Below are 16625 nucleotides of genomic sequence, written 5' to 3'. Positions count from 1 at the left end.
TGTTATTTTATATTCGGTAATAAAACGATATAACAATAAAGTATTTTTTATATAGATCGTACGTTTTAATCGATGAATTTATAGGATTCAAATAAATAATAATTTCTAGTTATTACAGGAGGAACAGTCAATAATGGCAGTATTTAAAGTATTTTTTCAACATAACAAATCTGAAGTAATCGTACGTGAAAAGACACAAACGATTTATGTCGAAGCACAATCAGAAGAACAAGTAAGACGTTATTTAAAAGATAGAGACTATAATATCGAATTCATTACTAAATTAGAGGGCGCACATTTAGAATATGAAAAGCAATCAGAAGACTTTAACGTGGAGCAAGCGCAGTAATGAAACAAATCCAAAAAAATGAAGTTGCGATATACGCACTTGGTGGTTTGGGTGAAATCGGTAAAAATATGTATGCCGTTGAATACCAGAACGAAATTGTAATTATCGATGCAGGTATTAAATTCCCTGATGATAATCTTTTAGGTATAGATTACGTCATCCCAGATTTCACATATTTAGAACAAAACCAAGACAAAATTGTAGGATTATTTATAACGCATGGACATGAGGACCATATTGGTGGTGTGCCCTACCTATTAAAACAAATTAACGTGCCAATTTATGGTGGACCTTTAGCATTAGGTCTAATTAGAAATAAATTGGAAGAACATCATCTATTGAGAACAACAGAACTTATTCCGATAGATGAGTCCAGTGTTATTAAGTCTAAACATATGGAAGTTTCTTTCTATTTAACGACACATAGTATACCTGAGGCTTATGGTGTTATAGTAAATACGCCAGAAGGTAATATCGTGCATACTGGTGATTTTAAATTTGATTTCACGCCAGTTGGTGAACCAGCAAATATAGCTAAAATGGCAAAACTTGGTGAAGAAGGCGTACTTTGTTTACTTTCAGATTCAACCAATTCGTTAGTTCCAGATTTTACATTAAGTGAACGTGAAGTTGGACAAAATGTCGAAAAGATTTTCCGTAATTGCACAGGAAGAATCATATTTGCAACCTTTGCATCAAATATATACAGAGTCCAACAAGCTGTCGAAGCTGCAATCAAATATAACCGTAAAATAGTTACGTTCGGTCGTTCCATGGAAAATAATATTAAAATTGGAATGGAACTCGGTTATATTAAAGCGCCACCTGAAACGTTTGTAGAACCAAATAAGATTAACAGTATTCCGAAACATGAATTACTCATCCTTTGTACTGGTTCTCAAGGTGAGCCAATGGCAGCGTTGTCTCGTATTGCGAACGGTACGCATAAACAAATCAAAATTATTCCAGAAGATACAGTGGTATTTAGTTCTTCACCAATTCCTGGTAATACGAAGAGCATTAACCGTACAATTAATGCGTTATACCGAGCTGGTGCAGATGTCATCCATAATAAGGTTTCAAATATACACACTTCTGGTCACGGTTCCCAAGGCGACCAACAATTGATGTTACGATTAATTAGACCTAAGTTTTTCTTACCTATTCATGGTGAATATCGTATGTTAAAAGCCCACGGTAATTCCGGTGTCGAATGTGGCGTCAATCCAGACAACGTCTTTATCTTTGAAATTGGTGATGTTTTAGCACTTACGAAAGATTCAGCTCGAAAAGCCGGAAGAATCCCATCTGGTAATGTACTTGTAGATGGTAGTGGTATTGGAGATATCGGTAACGTCGTGATTCGAGACCGTAAATTATTATCTGAAGAAGGTCTTGTCATTGTAGTCGTTAGTATCGATTTCAAGACAAACACTCTACTGTCTGGGCCTGATATAATTTCACGAGGTTTCGTTTATATGAGAGAATCAGGTCAATTGATTTATGATGCTCAACGTAAAATCAAAACTGATGTTATTTCAAAATTAAATCAAAATAAAGATATTCAATGGCATCAAATTAAATCATCAATCATTGAAACGTTACAACCTTATTTATATGACAAAACAGCACGTAAACCAATGATTTTGCCAGTAATTATGAAAGTCAATGAAGATAAAAATAACCAACCTTCCAAAAAATCACAAAGCAATTCACATAAATCAAGTAAAAGAGATACTAAATCTGGACCTAAGAAGTTTAAAAACTTCAAGAAGAATAAAAAAGAATTGACTGATAAAAAACAGTCATAATCAATAAAAAGCACGTGAATGATTTATAATCATTCACGTGCTTTTACTATATTCAGTTATCTGACAACCTTTTTTCTCGAAACGATTTAAGTCATTATCGTGACCTATCATGATGAGAATGTCGCCTATTTCAACACTAATATTAGGATCCGGTGATACAAGAATTTCTCTACCGCGTTTAATTGCAATAATACTTATACCGAATTGTGCACGAATATCTAAGTCAATAATTGATTGTCCGGCCATCTTTTCACTTGCTTTAATTTCAACAATTGAATGTTCATCCGCAAGTTCAAGATAATCTAACACACTCGCACTTGCCACATTATGTGCAATACGACGACCCATATCTCTTTCAGGGTGTACAACTGTGTCCGCGCCTATTTTATTTAATATTTTAGCATGATAATCATTTTGGGCTTTGGCAGTAACCTTTTTAACCCCTAATTCCTTTAAGATAAGTGTAGTTAATGTACTAGATTGAATATTTTCCCCGATTGCAACAATCACGTGGTCAAAATTTCTTATACCTAAACTCTTCATTACAGTTTCATCCGTTGTATCTGCAACTACAGCATGTGTAGCGATATCACTGTATTCGTTCACACGTGCTTCATCCATATCAATCGCCATAACATCCATATCTAAAGCGTTAAGTTCTCTTACAATACTTCCGCCAAATCGGCCTAAACCAATGACTACATATTCTTTATCCATAATTGTCCTCCAACTAAAAATCGAGGTAAGTTGATCCAGTTCGTACGTAAGATACGTAAAGTATGAATCAAACTCACCTCAGCATTATTATATGGTTATTTCTTGCCTCTCACATAAGAGGTATCAAAGATAAATAATCTCATTAACAATATTAACGATGGTATGAGTAAAAGTAAAGCAAAAATGAATACAACGATTAACGTAATCGCCATGCTTGGATTCGTAACGCTTTGATTAAGTTTAATATAAGGGTCTAAAATATAAGGCAATTTACTCATGCCATAACCGAAAAATGCAAAAGCCATTTGGAACATGACCATGATAAATGCGATACCATGATATTTCTTAATTAACGTTAGTATCATTGCGATTACAAAGAAAATAAAACTTAGTAAAAACATCCACCAGTAATGTGTAACAGCAACTTCAAAATGGTGTTTGTTTTGTACACGTAATGATAAAAATACAAATAATGAAATAGCTATCATCGGTGGCCCCCAGAACAAGAACCAGTATCTCAACAATTTATATGCTTCAGTATCTTTAGCTTTAGAAGCATAGTAAGTTAAAAATCCTGAAGAAATATATAATACCGAAACAATGGCTAAAAATACTACTGCCCATGCGTACGGGCTTAGCAATAATTCTGTCCAATTTAAATCTAAATGCGATTCTTTTCCAGTTATATAACCACCTTCAGATATTGTTAAAACCGTTGCCAGTGAACCTGGAATAAACAATCCTGCTAAACCATACATAATCAACCAAGGTAGCTTTGTATCTGGGCCATAATTTTCAAAGGCATAAAAAGCACCTCTAATTGAAAGGAGTAATAGTGCTACAGAAGCTGGTACCAACAAGACTGTCCCGAAATATTTAGCTGTATCCGGGAAGAATCCAACCATCCCAACAAAGAAAAATACAAAGAATACGTTCGTTACTTCCCAAACTGGGTTGAGATAACGTGCGATAATATGATTAATCTTCTTATCCTGTTTCGTGATTTTAGCATGGACCGTAAAGAACCCAGCACCAAAATCAATAGATGCCACGATGATATAACAATATAAAAATACCCACAATACTGTAATACCGATATATGAATAAATCATGACTTAGCACCTCTTTCGATTTTCACTTTTTCAACGTCTTTATATGCCGGATTGTTTCGATACATTCTTATTAACACATAAGCACTTGTGAATAATAATACAAGATACAATAACGCAAACATAATTGTGACGAGTGCTAAGCCCCCTGCTTGTGTTGCGGCGTCAGCAACTTTTAGATATCCTCGCACGAGCCATGGTTGACGTCCTTGCTCAGTTAAGAACCAACCAAATTCTATGGCTAATATTGATGCAGGCCCTGTTAAGATTGTGCCAATCACCATCGCTTTCGAAAATGTAAAGCGTCTTAATTTTTTTATTAATAAGGTAAGGATAAAGACACCTGAAATAATGAAACAAAATACGCCCATAAATACCATCAGATCAAAGAAGTAATGCACCATCATTGGTGGACGTAATTCTTTAGGGAAATCATTGAGTCCCTTCACCTTAGTATTTACGTTATTATCTGCTAAAAAGCTAAGTACACCTGGTATTTCTATAGCGCCTTTTACTTTTTCAGTTTTCTCATCTAAACTACCAAATAAAACTAAATTTGCTTTAGATTGGGTATCAAAATGCCATTCATATGCAGCAAGTTTTTCAGGTTGTTCTTTGTGTAAAAATTTCGCCGATGCATCTCCAGCTATCATAGCACCTACAGTAAACACAATACCTAATATCATCGTTAATTTGAGTGCTTTTTTATGATAAGCTGTATCTTGTGAAAATTTATTTTTTAATAATTTATAAGCGGCAATACTTGCTAATACAAATGCCATCGTCATATAAGCAGTAGCAACAACATGGAATGAACGAATAATAAATGAATCATTAAACATTGCTGCCCATGGTTGAACATTAACCATTTTTCCATGTTTCATTTCAAAGCCAGCTGGTGTGTTCATAAATGAATTCACTGCCGTAATAAAGAATGCTGAGAATGAACCACCGAGAATAACTGGTAAACTTATGAGGAAATGCGTCCATTTATTTTTAAATCTATCCCATGTATATAAATAAATGCTTAAGAAGATTGCTTCGAAGAAAAATGCGAAAGTTTCCATAAATAATGGTAAAGCTATAACATGACCACCCATTTGCATGAAGGTCGGCCATAGTAATGAAAGTTGTAATCCAATAATTGTACCGGTTACAACTCCAACTGCAACCGTAATCGTATAACCTTTAGTCCAACGCTTAGCTAAAGCAATATACTGATAATCATTACGTTTCAAGCCTATAAACTCGGCAATCGCGAACATTAATGGCATACCTACCCCAATTGTTGCGAATATGATATGCACAGCGAGTGTCATGGCTGTTAGAAAACGTGCGATTTCAATTGAATCCATGTAATCACCTTTTTTCTATATATTTGTGATAATCACATTAACACTTTTAGTATATTCCTTTTTAAATCATTTTAAAATTATATATAACACAAAAGAGTGACAAATTAGTGGCGTATGTATAGAGAAATCATATACTTGAATTTCTTTAAAATGTTACCTATATTAAAATGAGTTAAATTATATTGAAGGGATGATGAAGATGACAAATATCGTAATATATACTCAAGATGACTGTCCACCTTGTGAATTTATAAAAAACTATCTTTCCGACAAAGACGTTTCATACACAGAAAAAAATATTTCAAATTCACAATATAGAAATGAAATGATTGATTATGATGCTTTTGCAACTCCTTTTATCTTGTTAGATGATGAACCTATGTACCAAGTAGATATGGACAAATTGAATAAGAGATTAAATATTGATTAATATACAAAAAAGAGTCTGGGACAAAATAGATGTCTCAGACTCTTTATCATTAAGGAGGGACTACGAAATTTTTGTTTGAAAATTCGATGTCTGTCCCACACCCGATTTTTATTTATCATGTAATTGCGATTATTTTGCGTAATGATCAACTAATGTTTGAACTTCTTCAGTTGTCGCACAGTTAATTGCTTTAGCAGCTAATTCTTCCATTTCATTTTGACTTAAACCTTTGATTTGGCGACGTGCTTTAAGTACAGATGTTGCACTCATTGAAAACTCGTCTAAACCAAGACCTAATAATAATGGTATTGCTGTAGCATCTCCTGCCATTTCACCACACATACCTGTCCATTTACCTTCTTTATGTGAAGCGTCAATGACTTGTTTAACTAAGCGTAAAATTGAAGGGTTATATGGTTGATATAAGTATGAAACACGTTCAGACATACGATCTGCTGCCATCGTATATTGAATTAAATCATTCGTACCAATACTGAAGAAATCAACCTCTTTAGCAAAGATATCTGCTAAAGCCGCAGTTGAAGGTATTTCTACCATGATACCTAATTCGATATCATCAGAAACTTCTACACCTTCATTTTGTAATTTTTCTTTTTCTTCAAGTAATAATGATTTTGCATCACGGAATTCTTGTATTGTTGCTACCATTGGGAACATAATATTTAACTTTCCGTAAGCAGATGCGCGTAACAGTGCTCTAAGTTGTGGTCTGAAAATATCAGGCTGATCAAGACATAGACGAATTGCACGGTATCCAAGGAAAGGATTCATTTCATCCGGTAAATTAAGATATGGTAATTCTTTATCCCCACCGATATCTAACGTACGCACAACGACGCGTTTGTCTTCCATTGTTTCAAGCACTTTTTTATAAGCTTCGAACTGTTCATCTTCAGATGGTAACTCATTTCTACCCATGTAAAGGAATTCAGTACGGTAAAGACCGATACCTTCTGCACCATTATCCATCACACCAGTTAAATCATCAGGTGTTCCGATATTTGCTGCAAGTTCTGCATGTTTGCCATCTAACGTTTTTGTTTCTTCATCACGAAGTTTTTGTAATTCTTTTTTATCTTCAAAGAAACGTTCACGCTTGTTTTCATAAGCAATGACTTCATCATCAGTAGGGTCAACTATAACTTCACCTGTTAAGCCATCTACAATAATCATGTCACCTTGTTTAACTTCTTTGGAAATTGTTTTAGTACCTACTACGGCAGGTATCTCTAAAGAACGACTCATGATAGCTGAATGCGATGTTCTTCCACCAATGTTCGTAACAAAACCTTGCACGAACTCTTTATTTAATTGTGCAGTGTCTGAAGGTGTTAAATCGTTCCCAACGATGACAACGCTTTCATCAATCATACTAGGATTTGGTAATTCGACACCTAATAAATGTGCTAATACACGTTTAGAAACATCGCGGATATCAGCAGCACGTTCTTTCATGTATTCATTATCCATAGATTCAAATATAGTAATGAATTGACCAGTAACATCTGTTAATGCAGTTGGTGCGTTAACTTTTTCATTTTTTATTTTTTCTTCAATCGGTTGAATTAATTCTGGATCATCTAACACAAGTAAATGTGCATCAAAAATAGCTGCTTTATCAGCACCTATATTTTTTTCAGCATTGTTTCTAATCTTTGTTAACTCAACTTTGGATGTTTCGATAGCCTTTTTAAACAATTGTAGCTCTGCGTCTACATCAGTAACCTTTTCATTGTTAAATGACAAATCCGGCTCGACAATTAGATAAGCTTTGGCAATTGCTACACCATCAGATGCAGCAATCCCATTAATATAATTTGCCATATTATTCAGTTAAACCTTCTTTAGATAAGATTTCAGTTACTGCTTCAATTGCTTCTTTTTCATCGCTACCATCAGCATAGATGTTGATTTCAGCATCTTTACCTACGCCTAAGCTCATAACACCCATGATTGATTTTAAGTTAACTTTTTTACTATTATATTCAAGTTGAATATCTGAATCGAATTTAGATGCAGTTTGAACAAGCATCGTAGCTGGTCGTGCGTGAATACCTGTTTCGTCAATGATTATATATGATTTTTGTTCCATATTAAGATTTCTCCTTCGCATAGTTAGACTCGTTAGTTTATTATAAAACCTATCAATGTTTTATACAAATAAGATTACCAAAATATGCATGTAAATTCAATGCGTTATACCTGTGATGTAGCGTAATTTGGGCCAAATGCGGTTAAAGTGTAATAAAATTCTAACTATTCAAACATCTTTCTGTAACGGATGTTTTGAGTTTCTAATTTTAAAATTGATAAAAAAGAGTCTAAGACAAAATAAATGTCTCAGACTCTTTCTCAATAAGTGGGAGTAAGGAATCTCTATTAGAAACTTCGATTACTGTTCTACTCCTTTAATTTCATATTTATTTAATTAGACAATTTCTTTTACTACTTTTTCACATTTTTCAATGTGTTCATCGCCCATTTTTTTCATGAAATAATAACTTAATGATGCTGAAATAGCTTGACCTACAATTGGGAACCATTTCGTTTGTTTAGCTGCTACTCTTTTCGCAACATCTTTAACAACCATTTTTAATAATGCTTCTGAAATTTTTTTCCCAATAAATTGACTACCTTGAACAGCTGCGGCAGCAAATACACGTTCTCTCATGTCGTCGCCCATTGTGCTTACTTGATTATGATCTACACCATAAATTTTGTTTATATCTTCTATGATGTCTTTCATTAATTTAATATCCACACCAAAGTCTAAACCAGGAATCGGAACGACACTTACGCCTGATGAAAGCATTGATTTCTTTTTAACTAAAGTTTGCGCACGTTGACGTCTTTCAGCAATATCATCACTTGTTACTGGTAAGTTACTTTTTTCACTAATTTCTTCTATATTTAATACTTTATTACCAACTTTTTGTGTGAATTTATTCGTCACTTTATTTTTTATACCCATGAATTTCACTCCTCGTTAATATATTCATATTGAATGAATTACCCTATTTGAAGAAAATTATTGTATTTTAACGAAAATCGCTTTTAAATATTTTGAAGGTTTATAATGTGGATGTGTTTTAAAATCTTTCGGCAAGCCCATAACTTCTGCTAATTCAAAGTCTACACCAGCTTGTGTTAAAGTATCTTTCACTACCTTTTTAAAAGCTTTCAAATTAAATGTACTATTATTTGTACATAACAACATTGTGCCTTGAGGTGCGAGTACCTGCAAAGCGCCTTGAATCAATTTATCATAATCTTTCGTTACAGAAAATGTTTTCTTTTTATTTCTAGCAAAACTAGGCGGATCAACAACGATGGTGTCATAATCAAATTGATGTCTACTCGCATAATTGAAAAAGTCAAAAGTATCCATAACGAAAATATATTGTGATTTTGGGTCAATACCATTAAGACCAAAGTTTTCTTCCGTTAAAGGACGTGACCGGTTAGCTAAGTCCACACTCGTCGTTACTTTTGCATGTTCAACAGCAGCAACTGAAAATGCACCTGTATAGCTAAAAACATTTAATAAACGCTTATTTTCGGAAAATTGATCTTTTAATTTCTTTCTTACTTCTCTTTGATCAAGAAAAATACCTGTCATTGGACCATCATTTAAATCAACATTATAAAATGTGAAGTTTTCTTCTATTACAATTGGAAATTCTGGAGCTTCTCCGTCAACAAAGCCACCATCAATTTGTGCATCTTTAAAACGTGTTTTCTCAAAAATTGAAGTATATTCAAATACATTTTTAAAGGCTTGTAATACACTGTAACGGAATTTATAAATGCCTTTTGAATACCATTGAATTAAAAAATGACCATCATAATTATCAATAGTCAAACCACCGACGCCGTCACCTTCACCATTAAATATTCTAAACGCATTCGTACCTTCTATATTATAAAAATATTGACGATCTTCTTTCGCGATTTCAAATAGTCGTTCGAAAAATTGTGTATTAATCACTTCATTTTTATCGTAACTTAACACCCAACCTATACCTTTATGTTGTTTACCAACGTATGCTGTAGCAATATAATTACCTTGATCATTTACGAGATGAAACAGTTCTCCATCCTTTAAATGATCGTATGCATATAAATCTTCTTCTTCAATTAATGGATATTCATTTAAATATTTCGTTTCTTTACCTTTATTTAATGTGGCAGTCTTCATTACATTTTGTCCGCCTTTCCTAATTTATCTGTTATTTATTCATTTTATCATCTTGGTGAGGTTAAATACCATGTTCATTTAAACATATTTAAATTACTGAAAAAAGTTAACCCAATATTGTTATATATAGTTGTAAATTTAACGATAAACACTATCTTTTCATTTGATTGTAGCTCAATAAAAAAATCGACAAAGTACATTAATCATACTTTGTCGATTATTTCTTAAGTTAATGAGTAATTTCATCGATTAATCTTTGGATGGTTCTCGCAATTTAATTACGAAAGCTACTGTAATTGTAATTAACATTAATAATAATGTTGGCGTAATAAATGTTGAGAATAATGAACCATGGACCATGATGTTTGCGAATTCTGTTAATAATTTGAAGAATAATATACTTACTAAGAATAAATGTAAGAAGTAGAACTTACCTCTTAAATAATTCGTTAATGTAGTTAAAATGTAAGCAATCATGATTAACATTAGAATTAATAATGTTACCCATTCTATGACTACTTGTGTTTGTGATAAATCCCAAGAATCACTTGTGAAGATTTCGCTTCGGTTACTAAATTCAAATAAAGTAAAGAATAGTAACACTGCCCCACAGAAGAGCTCTACGTAAAATGTTTTAAGCCATTTTGGTTTTTTCATCCAATTTGGAATATCATCTTCTTGAATATCAATTTTCTCTTTCCATTTAGTGATAAACTTATCTTTTTTATCTCTAACCTTTTGTAAATCAACGCTTCTTCTTGTTTTTCTAGTAAACTCTGTTGTTTTGTCTTGTATACTTTTAAAGTGTTCTTTAGTTTGATTAGACATTGATTCTTTTTTAGTTCGTGATAATTCCGGTTCTTCTTCCCCTAATTCCTGTTTCGTTAAAGGCAATGATCTTCTTAAGAATAAGAAATTCCAAATCGCCATTTGACCTAATAACCACATAATTAAGAAGAAAGTGTTCACACTTAAGATGTCTACAGGTACAATCTGTTTATCATCTATACGACCGTATAGTACAATTTGCGTTAACAAATAGGTAATACCATATGAAAAGATTATCCATAAGAAATGGGCTTTTCTATGATTAGGATTTAATTCATCCTTATAAATAATGTAACCTATATGTATAGCAAACGGTATGATGAATATGATTGCAAAGAAACTATAAACTTGCGTCATTAATGCAATTGTAATGATGAAGAATAAAACACCTATGACTAAAAAGAAAATAGAAATATCGTAATCATAGCTCGTTGTTCTAAAAAGTGTTACGCCAATATAAATTAATGCAATTCCAAATAATATTATTAAAATAGCACTGATAATCGGGAAACTCCCAATATAATTACTCATCACACGAATTATTTCTCTAAAAAATGCATTTATAAAGTCCCATACATTATGAATATGTAAGTCAATCTTACCTTTACCATTTAATTTGTTTATTAATGATAAGTTCACTAAAATAATGAGACCTAAAAATAGAGAAACAATGCCAATAATATAACTGTATAATATCTCAGCGTGCTTCTTTAAAAAGGACATACCATTCACCTCAAGGTTATTATATATGAACATCGCGTTCTTGTCTTTAATAAATTAGCAAATAAGTCTTTAGTATGATATAAATACCTTATAATTTGCATATTTAAACTTCTACAATACATGTGACAAAAATTTTTAGTACAGAAATTCCAACGTCCTCCATTATATCGTCGACGTTATAACAATTGTTAGTGGTTTAATTTTATCGAAACGGGTAAATATAGAGTGAAACATATTTTACAAATATGGTAAGGAGTGTATGTGATATGAGTAAAGAAGAACAAAACAAACAAGCTGCCGAAGAAGCAAAAAAAGCTGAAGATAAATTAAAAGAACAACAAGAATCTAAAGATGAAGGTTCTGAAGAAACACAACAAGATATTCAAGACACATTAGACTAAAAAATAGATTAACGTCATTCCCTTTTACGTGAATGGCGTTTTTTAATTCATGATTTTTCTTATATTCAAATTACCACAAACATCTGCGTCTGAGACAATAATAGGTTTTTCAGACTTTTTATCAACTTGGCAGTAGATGTCTGAATTGAAAATGCGCTTATAACAAGCTTTTTTCAATCCTAGTCATCCTTCCCGTGTGGGACTACGAAATCTTTATTAGGAAATTCGATTTCTGTCCCACTCCCTTTTTGTCAATGAGTGAAACTACGAAATCTCTATAATAGAAATTTCGATTTCTGTCCCAGTCCCAATTTACGAAAAGAACATTCCATGATAACCTTGACAGGATGTAACAAAAGGCATACATTAGAATTAAAATTTAAATATAACATTCGCACTAGGGGTGTTTTGTGACTGAGATGAGGTAAACCCTCAAACCCTTCGAACCTGATCTAGATGAAACTAGCGTAGGAAAGTGTACCGAATCAATGTGTATACACAAACTGTGATTCGGATGCTTTCGTACGCACAATCTATTTTAGGTTGTGCGTTTTTATATTAGGAGGAAGAACAATGTCAAAAGGACTCAAATTATCAGAAATACTTGTTACCGTATTAATTGCTGTTGTCTTTGCGGTCATATATAACCTTTGGTATGTAGTTTACAATGCAATGAAAGTAACTGGGCTACATATTGAAGAGCTTTCTTATGGCGCATGGTTTATGGCTGCTGTTGTTGCGTACTTAATTATTCCAAAAGTAGGAATCGCATTATTAGCAGAGTTTGCTGCAGGCGCTGGGGAAACAATCATTACAGGAAAATTCGATCCCGCCGTAATGATTTATGCCTTTATCCAAGGTTTAGCTTGTGAGATTATATTCGCTATCTTTAGATATAAGTCTCGTTCAGCAATGGTCGCAATGCTCGCCGGATTATTAACAGCTATCTCTACATTACCTTTAGATTTTGCATATGGTTATTTAAATGAACTAGCAGGATGGAATTTAGCATTATATATTATTTTCCGTCTCATCGGAGGCATCGTAGTAGCTGGTTTATTCTCTTACTTAATCGTTAAGGCATTAGATCAGACAGGAGTAACGAGATTGTTTAGAACTTCAAACAAAAGTGACTACGACAATTTATAAGGGGCTCTTAATGTGATAATCGCAAAAAATTTACGACTTAAATATCCAAGTGTCGATCATAAAACATTTGATAATTTAAATTTAGAAATACCTGATAAACAAAAGGTATTACTTGTTGGTCCATCTGGCTCTGGCAAAAGCACTTTATTGAATGTTTTAAGTGGAATTGTGCCAGAATTAATCGATTTACCAATGAAATACGATAAACTCCAAATTGATAAACATTGTGGCATGATATTCCAAGATCCCGATGCACAATTTTGTATGCCTAAAGTATACGAAGAACTTGCATTTGTGTTAGAAAACCGTCAAGTGCCCAGAGATGAAATGGACAGACACATTGAAGAAGCCTTATCAGCTGTAGGACTAGATGTCGATAAAGAACAATACATTAACCATTTAAGTGGCGGTATGAAACAGAAGCTTGCAATAGCTGAAACATTATTGCAACAAGCCGACACACTGTTTTTAGATGAACCAACCGCGATGTTGGATATCGAATCTACCGCTGATTTGTGGAACAAAATTAAGGACTTATGGTCAAATCAAACTGTCATTATTGTCGAACATAAAGTTGAACACATTTGGCAACATGTGGACCGCGTTATTTTAATTAACTATGATGGTGCGATTGTTGCAGATGATACACCGATAAATATTTTAAACAATTATGAACATCTGTTATCTGAATATGGTGTTTGGCATCCGAAAGCATGGAACGCAGCACCACAACCTATTAAATACCAACCGCAAATAACAGATGATGATAAATTTGAATTTAAAGATACTCATATAAAACGGAGTAAACATGAACTCATCCACATCCCCTATCGAGAAATCGACTCAGGTGAATGGATTACGATTACTGGACGTAACGGCTCGGGTAAAACAACTTTACTTGAATCAATGATGCAGTTAATTAAATACGATGGGAAAATGTATTTTAATCAGAAAAAATTGTCTAAAATTAAAGAAGCAGCTCAACATATGTATCTCGTATATCAGAACCCAGAATTACAATTTATGACGAATTCTGTATATGAAGAAATCAATATTCAGTTTAAAAATCATAAAACAGATGAAAAGAAAGCGGACGCGTTAACACTATCAATGTTACAAACATTAGATTTAGAAAGAGTTAAATCTCAACACCCATTCGAGCTTTCAGTGGGTCAGAAACGACGTTTAAGCGTTGCGATTGCTTTAAGTTCTAATTCAAAGTTTATTATATTAGATGAACCTACATTCGGATTGGATAGTCATAATACATTCAATTTAATCAATTTATTTAATGAACGTATTACGAAAGGTCAAACGATTATCATGGTAACACATGATCCTGAAATCATATCACGCTATCCTACACTTCGTTTACATGTAAATCAACAACAATTGGTTGAAGTCGAGGAGGTAGCTCATGTTTGATATTTGGAAAAAACATTATACATTTGTTGATGACGTCAACATTATCACCAAACTTACTTTAGGTATCTTATTGTTCTTTTATGTCATCTTTATACACCAGTTTGATTATATGTTATATCTAGGAATATTCATGTTGGTGTTCTTGTTATTATTTAGTGGTTTAAAGATGAAAGTGACACTATCATTTATCGTCGCCACGATATTTTTCTGTTTTTTATCTTGCCTCTTCATGATTTTTTATGGTGAAGGCACTCATGTCATTTTCAAATTCGGATTTATAAAAATCAGTGTGGAAAGTTTATATCGAGGGTTGCACTTAGCTTTACGTTCATTTACTGTCGCAACTTATGGTATGGTGCTTGCCTTCACATCTGAAATAGTTATGATTTTTTATAGTCTTATGCAACACTTAAAGGTAAAACCTAAGTTTGCATACGCCTTTATGGCAGCTATCCGTATGGTTCCACTTATGATAACTTCACTCATTCAATTAAGGCGCTCTTTAAAAATGCGTTATCAAATGATAGATGCCAAAAATTATAGAGGTTTTAAGAGACTCAAACATTTACTTATTCCTTTATTAAGTCAAAACATCCGCAAGGCTCATCAATTATCCGTTGCGATGGAGAAAAAAGGATTCCAAGATGGCAAGCGAACATATTATTACTATGCAGGTTTCTCTTACAAAGATTTAATCTTTATTATAGTAGTGCTATGTATTGTGCTTGTAGCAGGTATATGTGCACATATGCTTCCAATATCAGGCATCCATGATGTGCGTGTTTCAAATATGTATTAATTTAAATTAAAAAATCGTCGACATCAAAACGCTTTATATGATGTCGACGATTTTTATTTATTTTTTTATTGCTTTATCACTAATATCTGAACGATAGAAGAGTGCATCACTTTCTATTTTATCAACCGCTTCATAGGCTTGTACTTTCGCTTTTGCGATATCATCACCTTCACCTATCGCTAAAATAACACGTCCACCAGAAGTTACATATTTGTCTTGCTCTTTCTTTAATCCACTTACAAAATACTTACCATCTAAAGTGAAACCTGATACTTGTTTACCCTTTTCATAACTACCAGGATAGCCTTTTGATGCTAACATTACACCAACAACTGATTGTGATTTCCATTTAAATGTAATGGGTTGTTTTTGCTCTAAATCAATGATGTGTTGCATTAAGTCGCTTTCCATACGCGTTAATAATACTTGTGCTTCAGGGTCTCCAAAACGTGCATTAAATTCAATTACTTTTGGACCTTCTGACGTTAAAATCGCACCAATATATAACAGACCAAAGAACGGTGTACCTTCCTCAACCATCGCTTTTGCAATAGGTTGCGCAATCTTGTCGTTTGTTTGTTGTAACACATCTTCACCGATATGTGGCACTGGACAATAAACACCCATACCACCTGTGTTTGGACCTTCATCATGATCGAAGGCACGTTTATGATCTTGAGCAATACAATCGAATGGAACTGCATATGTTCCATTAACAAATGTCATTAATGAGAACTCTTCACCCTCTAAAAATTGCTCAAAAACAACGATACCGTCTTCTTCAGGATAAAGTTTCTCAACAGCTTCATTTGCTTCTTCTAAATTATTAGCAATGATAACGCCCTTACCTGCAGCTAACCCGTCTTTTTTCAATACAATTGGGTATTCACAACGTTGGATATAATTTTGAGCCTCGGTTTTTGTTTTGACTTCTTTGTATTCTGCAGTAGGTATGTCATATTTTTGCATGAGCTGTTTGGCAAATAGCTTTGAACCTTCGATTTGGGCTGCTGCTTTTTTAGGACCAAATACTTTTATGTCATTTGCTTCAAGTTTATCTGCTAAACCTTCAGTTAAAGGTTGTTCAGGCCCAATAACTGTCCAATCGATATCATGTTCTTGTGCAAATGACACGATTGTATCATGGTCTGTTTCAGCTATATCACTTTGCACTTGTGCAATTTCTGACATTGCATCATTTCCTGGTATGGCAAATAATTCATTGACGAGTGGAGATTGATGTAATTTATGCGCTAGTACATGCTCTCTACCACCTGCACCTATGACTAAAATTTTCATACTTGATTTAC

17 protein-coding genes and 1 riboswitch are annotated in these 16625 nt (G+C 33.3%); of the genes, 7 read left to right on the top strand and 10 right to left on the bottom strand.

Annotated elements, in window-relative coordinates:
• The first annotated feature begins 133 nt into the window (after positions 1-133).
• Together QQM35_RS06825 and rnjA are read left to right on the top strand one after the other, a co-directional pair.
• A complete protein-coding gene (locus QQM35_RS06825) occupies positions 134-349 on the top strand; it encodes a DNA-dependent RNA polymerase subunit epsilon (protein WP_251516080.1) in 216 nt (71 codons plus the stop codon).
• Positions 349-2160 carry a ribonuclease J1 gene (gene rnjA / locus QQM35_RS06820; protein ID WP_251516078.1) on the top strand — a complete coding sequence of 604 codons (1812 nt, stop codon included), beginning with the start codon at positions 349-351 and terminating at the stop codon, positions 2158-2160. Before QQM35_RS06825 ends, rnjA begins: the two co-directional genes overlap by 1 nt.
• 33 nt (positions 2161-2193) lie before the next feature.
• On the opposite strand, the gene QQM35_RS06815 is transcribed toward rnjA, so the two are convergent.
• From QQM35_RS06815 to QQM35_RS06805, 3 genes are all read right to left on the bottom strand, one after another.
• Complete coding sequence (locus tag QQM35_RS06815; protein ID WP_251516076.1) at positions 2194-2877, bottom strand: potassium channel family protein; 684 nt, start codon at positions 2875-2877, stop codon at positions 2194-2196.
• Positions 2878-2972: 95 nt separating this feature from the next.
• Positions 2973-3989 carry a cytochrome d ubiquinol oxidase subunit II gene (locus QQM35_RS06810; RefSeq protein ID WP_251516074.1) on the bottom strand — a complete coding sequence of 339 codons (1017 nt, stop codon included), beginning with the start codon at positions 3987-3989 and terminating at the stop codon, positions 2973-2975.
• Positions 3986-5341: a cytochrome ubiquinol oxidase subunit I gene (locus QQM35_RS06805; protein WP_251516073.1), complete on the bottom strand. Its 1356-nt coding sequence runs from the start codon at positions 5339-5341 to the stop codon at positions 3986-3988. Before QQM35_RS06805 ends, QQM35_RS06810 begins: the two co-directional genes overlap by 4 nt.
• Before the next feature lie 199 nt (positions 5342-5540).
• On the opposite strand from QQM35_RS06805, the gene QQM35_RS06800 reads away from it, so the two are divergent.
• Complete coding sequence (locus tag QQM35_RS06800) at positions 5541-5771, top strand: glutaredoxin family protein (RefSeq protein WP_251516071.1); 231 nt, start codon at positions 5541-5543, stop codon at positions 5769-5771.
• A 129-nt stretch (positions 5772-5900) separates the two neighbouring features.
• Here QQM35_RS06800 and ptsP read toward each other — a convergent pair whose 3' ends face one another.
• From ptsP to auxA, 5 genes are all read right to left on the bottom strand, one after another.
• A complete protein-coding gene (ptsP, locus tag QQM35_RS06795; RefSeq protein WP_251516069.1) occupies positions 5901-7616 on the bottom strand; it encodes a phosphoenolpyruvate--protein phosphotransferase in 1716 nt (571 codons plus the stop codon).
• A 1-nt stretch (position 7617) separates the two neighbouring features.
• The gene (locus tag QQM35_RS06790) at positions 7618-7884 is read right to left on the bottom strand and encodes a phosphocarrier protein HPr (protein ID WP_251516067.1); all 267 of its coding nucleotides are present in this window, start codon (positions 7882-7884) and stop codon (positions 7618-7620) included.
• Between the two features lie 336 nt (positions 7885-8220).
• Positions 8221-8763, bottom strand: coding sequence for a DUF697 domain-containing protein (locus tag QQM35_RS06785; protein WP_251516065.1), 543 nt, complete (start codon positions 8761-8763; stop codon positions 8221-8223).
• 57 nt (positions 8764-8820) lie between these two features.
• Complete coding sequence (locus tag QQM35_RS06780; RefSeq protein WP_251516064.1) at positions 8821-9990, bottom strand: class I SAM-dependent rRNA methyltransferase; 1170 nt, start codon at positions 9988-9990, stop codon at positions 8821-8823.
• Positions 9991-10239: 249 nt separating this feature from the next.
• Positions 10240-11541: a lipoteichoic acid stability factor AuxA gene (gene auxA, locus QQM35_RS06775; RefSeq protein WP_251516061.1), complete on the bottom strand. Its 1302-nt coding sequence runs from the start codon at positions 11539-11541 to the stop codon at positions 10240-10242.
• Positions 11542-11807: 266 nt separating this feature from the next.
• Between auxA and graF the strand changes: the two genes are divergently transcribed.
• A complete protein-coding gene (gene graF / locus QQM35_RS06770; protein WP_251516059.1) occupies positions 11808-11942 on the top strand; it encodes a glycopeptide resistance-associated protein GraF in 135 nt (44 codons plus the stop codon).
• Between the two features lie 42 nt (positions 11943-11984).
• On the opposite strand, the gene QQM35_RS06765 is transcribed toward graF, so the two are convergent.
• Positions 11985-12119, bottom strand: coding sequence for a hypothetical protein (locus tag QQM35_RS06765; protein WP_342610289.1), 135 nt, complete (start codon positions 12117-12119; stop codon positions 11985-11987).
• A 212-nt stretch (positions 12120-12331) separates the two neighbouring features.
• Positions 12332-12433, top strand: a riboswitch (TPP riboswitch).
• 82 nt (positions 12434-12515) lie between these two features.
• On the opposite strand from QQM35_RS06765, the gene QQM35_RS06760 reads away from it, so the two are divergent.
• Genes QQM35_RS06760 through QQM35_RS06750 form a run of 3 tightly spaced genes read left to right on the top strand, consistent with a single transcriptional unit; the run spans position 12516 to position 15315 of the window.
• Positions 12516-13091 (top strand): ECF transporter S component, encoded by a 576-nt coding sequence (locus QQM35_RS06760; protein WP_251516057.1) that lies wholly within the window; start codon positions 12516-12518, stop codon positions 13089-13091.
• 12 nt (positions 13092-13103) lie between these two features.
• Entirely contained in the window at positions 13104-14516 is a 1413-nt protein-coding gene (locus QQM35_RS06755) for an ABC transporter ATP-binding protein (protein WP_251516054.1), read from the top strand.
• Positions 14509-15315, top strand: a complete 807-nt coding sequence (locus QQM35_RS06750) for an energy-coupling factor transporter transmembrane component T family protein (protein ID WP_251516051.1) — start codon at positions 14509-14511, stop codon at positions 15313-15315. The genes QQM35_RS06755 and QQM35_RS06750 overlap by 8 nt, the downstream gene beginning before the upstream one ends.
• 57 nt (positions 15316-15372) lie before the next feature.
• On the opposite strand, the gene purD is transcribed toward QQM35_RS06750, so the two are convergent.
• Entirely contained in the window at positions 15373-16614 is a 1242-nt protein-coding gene (gene purD / locus QQM35_RS06745; RefSeq protein WP_251516048.1) for a phosphoribosylamine--glycine ligase, read from the bottom strand.
• Positions 16615-16625 lie beyond the last annotated feature (11 nt).

Origin of the sequence: Staphylococcus hsinchuensis (genome assembly GCF_038789205.1) — a bacterium.
GTDB lineage: Bacteria > Bacillota > Bacilli > Staphylococcales > Staphylococcaceae > Staphylococcus > Staphylococcus hsinchuensis.
The sequence above is the reverse complement of the archived record's forward strand: the minus strand, read 5'-3'. Positions and strand labels throughout refer to the sequence as shown.

Excerpts from the sequence above, each read along its gene's own strand:
- QQM35_RS06825 (WP_251516080.1), top strand. The coding sequence starts at position 134 with ATGGCAGTATTTAAAGTATTTTTTCAACATAACAAATCTGAAGTAATC.
- rnjA (WP_251516078.1), top strand. The coding sequence starts at position 349 with ATGAAACAAATCCAAAAAAATGAAGTTGCGATATACGCACTTGGTGGT.
- QQM35_RS06815 (WP_251516076.1), bottom strand. The coding sequence starts at position 2,877 with ATGGATAAAGAATATGTAGTCATTGGTTTAGGCCGATTTGGCGGAAGT.
- QQM35_RS06810 (WP_251516074.1), bottom strand. The coding sequence starts at position 3,989 with ATGATTTATTCATATATCGGTATTACAGTATTGTGGGTATTTTTATAT.
- QQM35_RS06805 (WP_251516073.1), bottom strand. The coding sequence starts at position 5,341 with ATGGATTCAATTGAAATCGCACGTTTTCTAACAGCCATGACACTCGCT.
- QQM35_RS06800 (WP_251516071.1), top strand. The coding sequence starts at position 5,541 with ATGACAAATATCGTAATATATACTCAAGATGACTGTCCACCTTGTGAA.
- ptsP (WP_251516069.1), bottom strand. The coding sequence starts at position 7,616 with ATGGCAAATTATATTAATGGGATTGCTGCATCTGATGGTGTAGCAATT.
- QQM35_RS06790 (WP_251516067.1), bottom strand. The coding sequence starts at position 7,884 with ATGGAACAAAAATCATATATAATCATTGACGAAACAGGTATTCACGCA.
- QQM35_RS06785 (WP_251516065.1), bottom strand. The coding sequence starts at position 8,763 with ATGGGTATAAAAAATAAAGTGACGAATAAATTCACACAAAAAGTTGGT.
- QQM35_RS06780 (WP_251516064.1), bottom strand. The coding sequence starts at position 9,990 with ATGAAGACTGCCACATTAAATAAAGGTAAAGAAACGAAATATTTAAAT.
- auxA (WP_251516061.1), bottom strand. The coding sequence starts at position 11,541 with ATGTCCTTTTTAAAGAAGCACGCTGAGATATTATACAGTTATATTATT.
- graF (WP_251516059.1), top strand. The coding sequence starts at position 11,808 with ATGAGTAAAGAAGAACAAAACAAACAAGCTGCCGAAGAAGCAAAAAAA.
- QQM35_RS06760 (WP_251516057.1), top strand. The coding sequence starts at position 12,516 with ATGTCAAAAGGACTCAAATTATCAGAAATACTTGTTACCGTATTAATT.
- QQM35_RS06750 (WP_251516051.1), top strand. The coding sequence starts at position 14,509 with ATGTTTGATATTTGGAAAAAACATTATACATTTGTTGATGACGTCAAC.
- purD (WP_251516048.1), bottom strand. The coding sequence starts at position 16,614 with ATGAAAATTTTAGTCATAGGTGCAGGTGGTAGAGAGCATGTACTAGCG.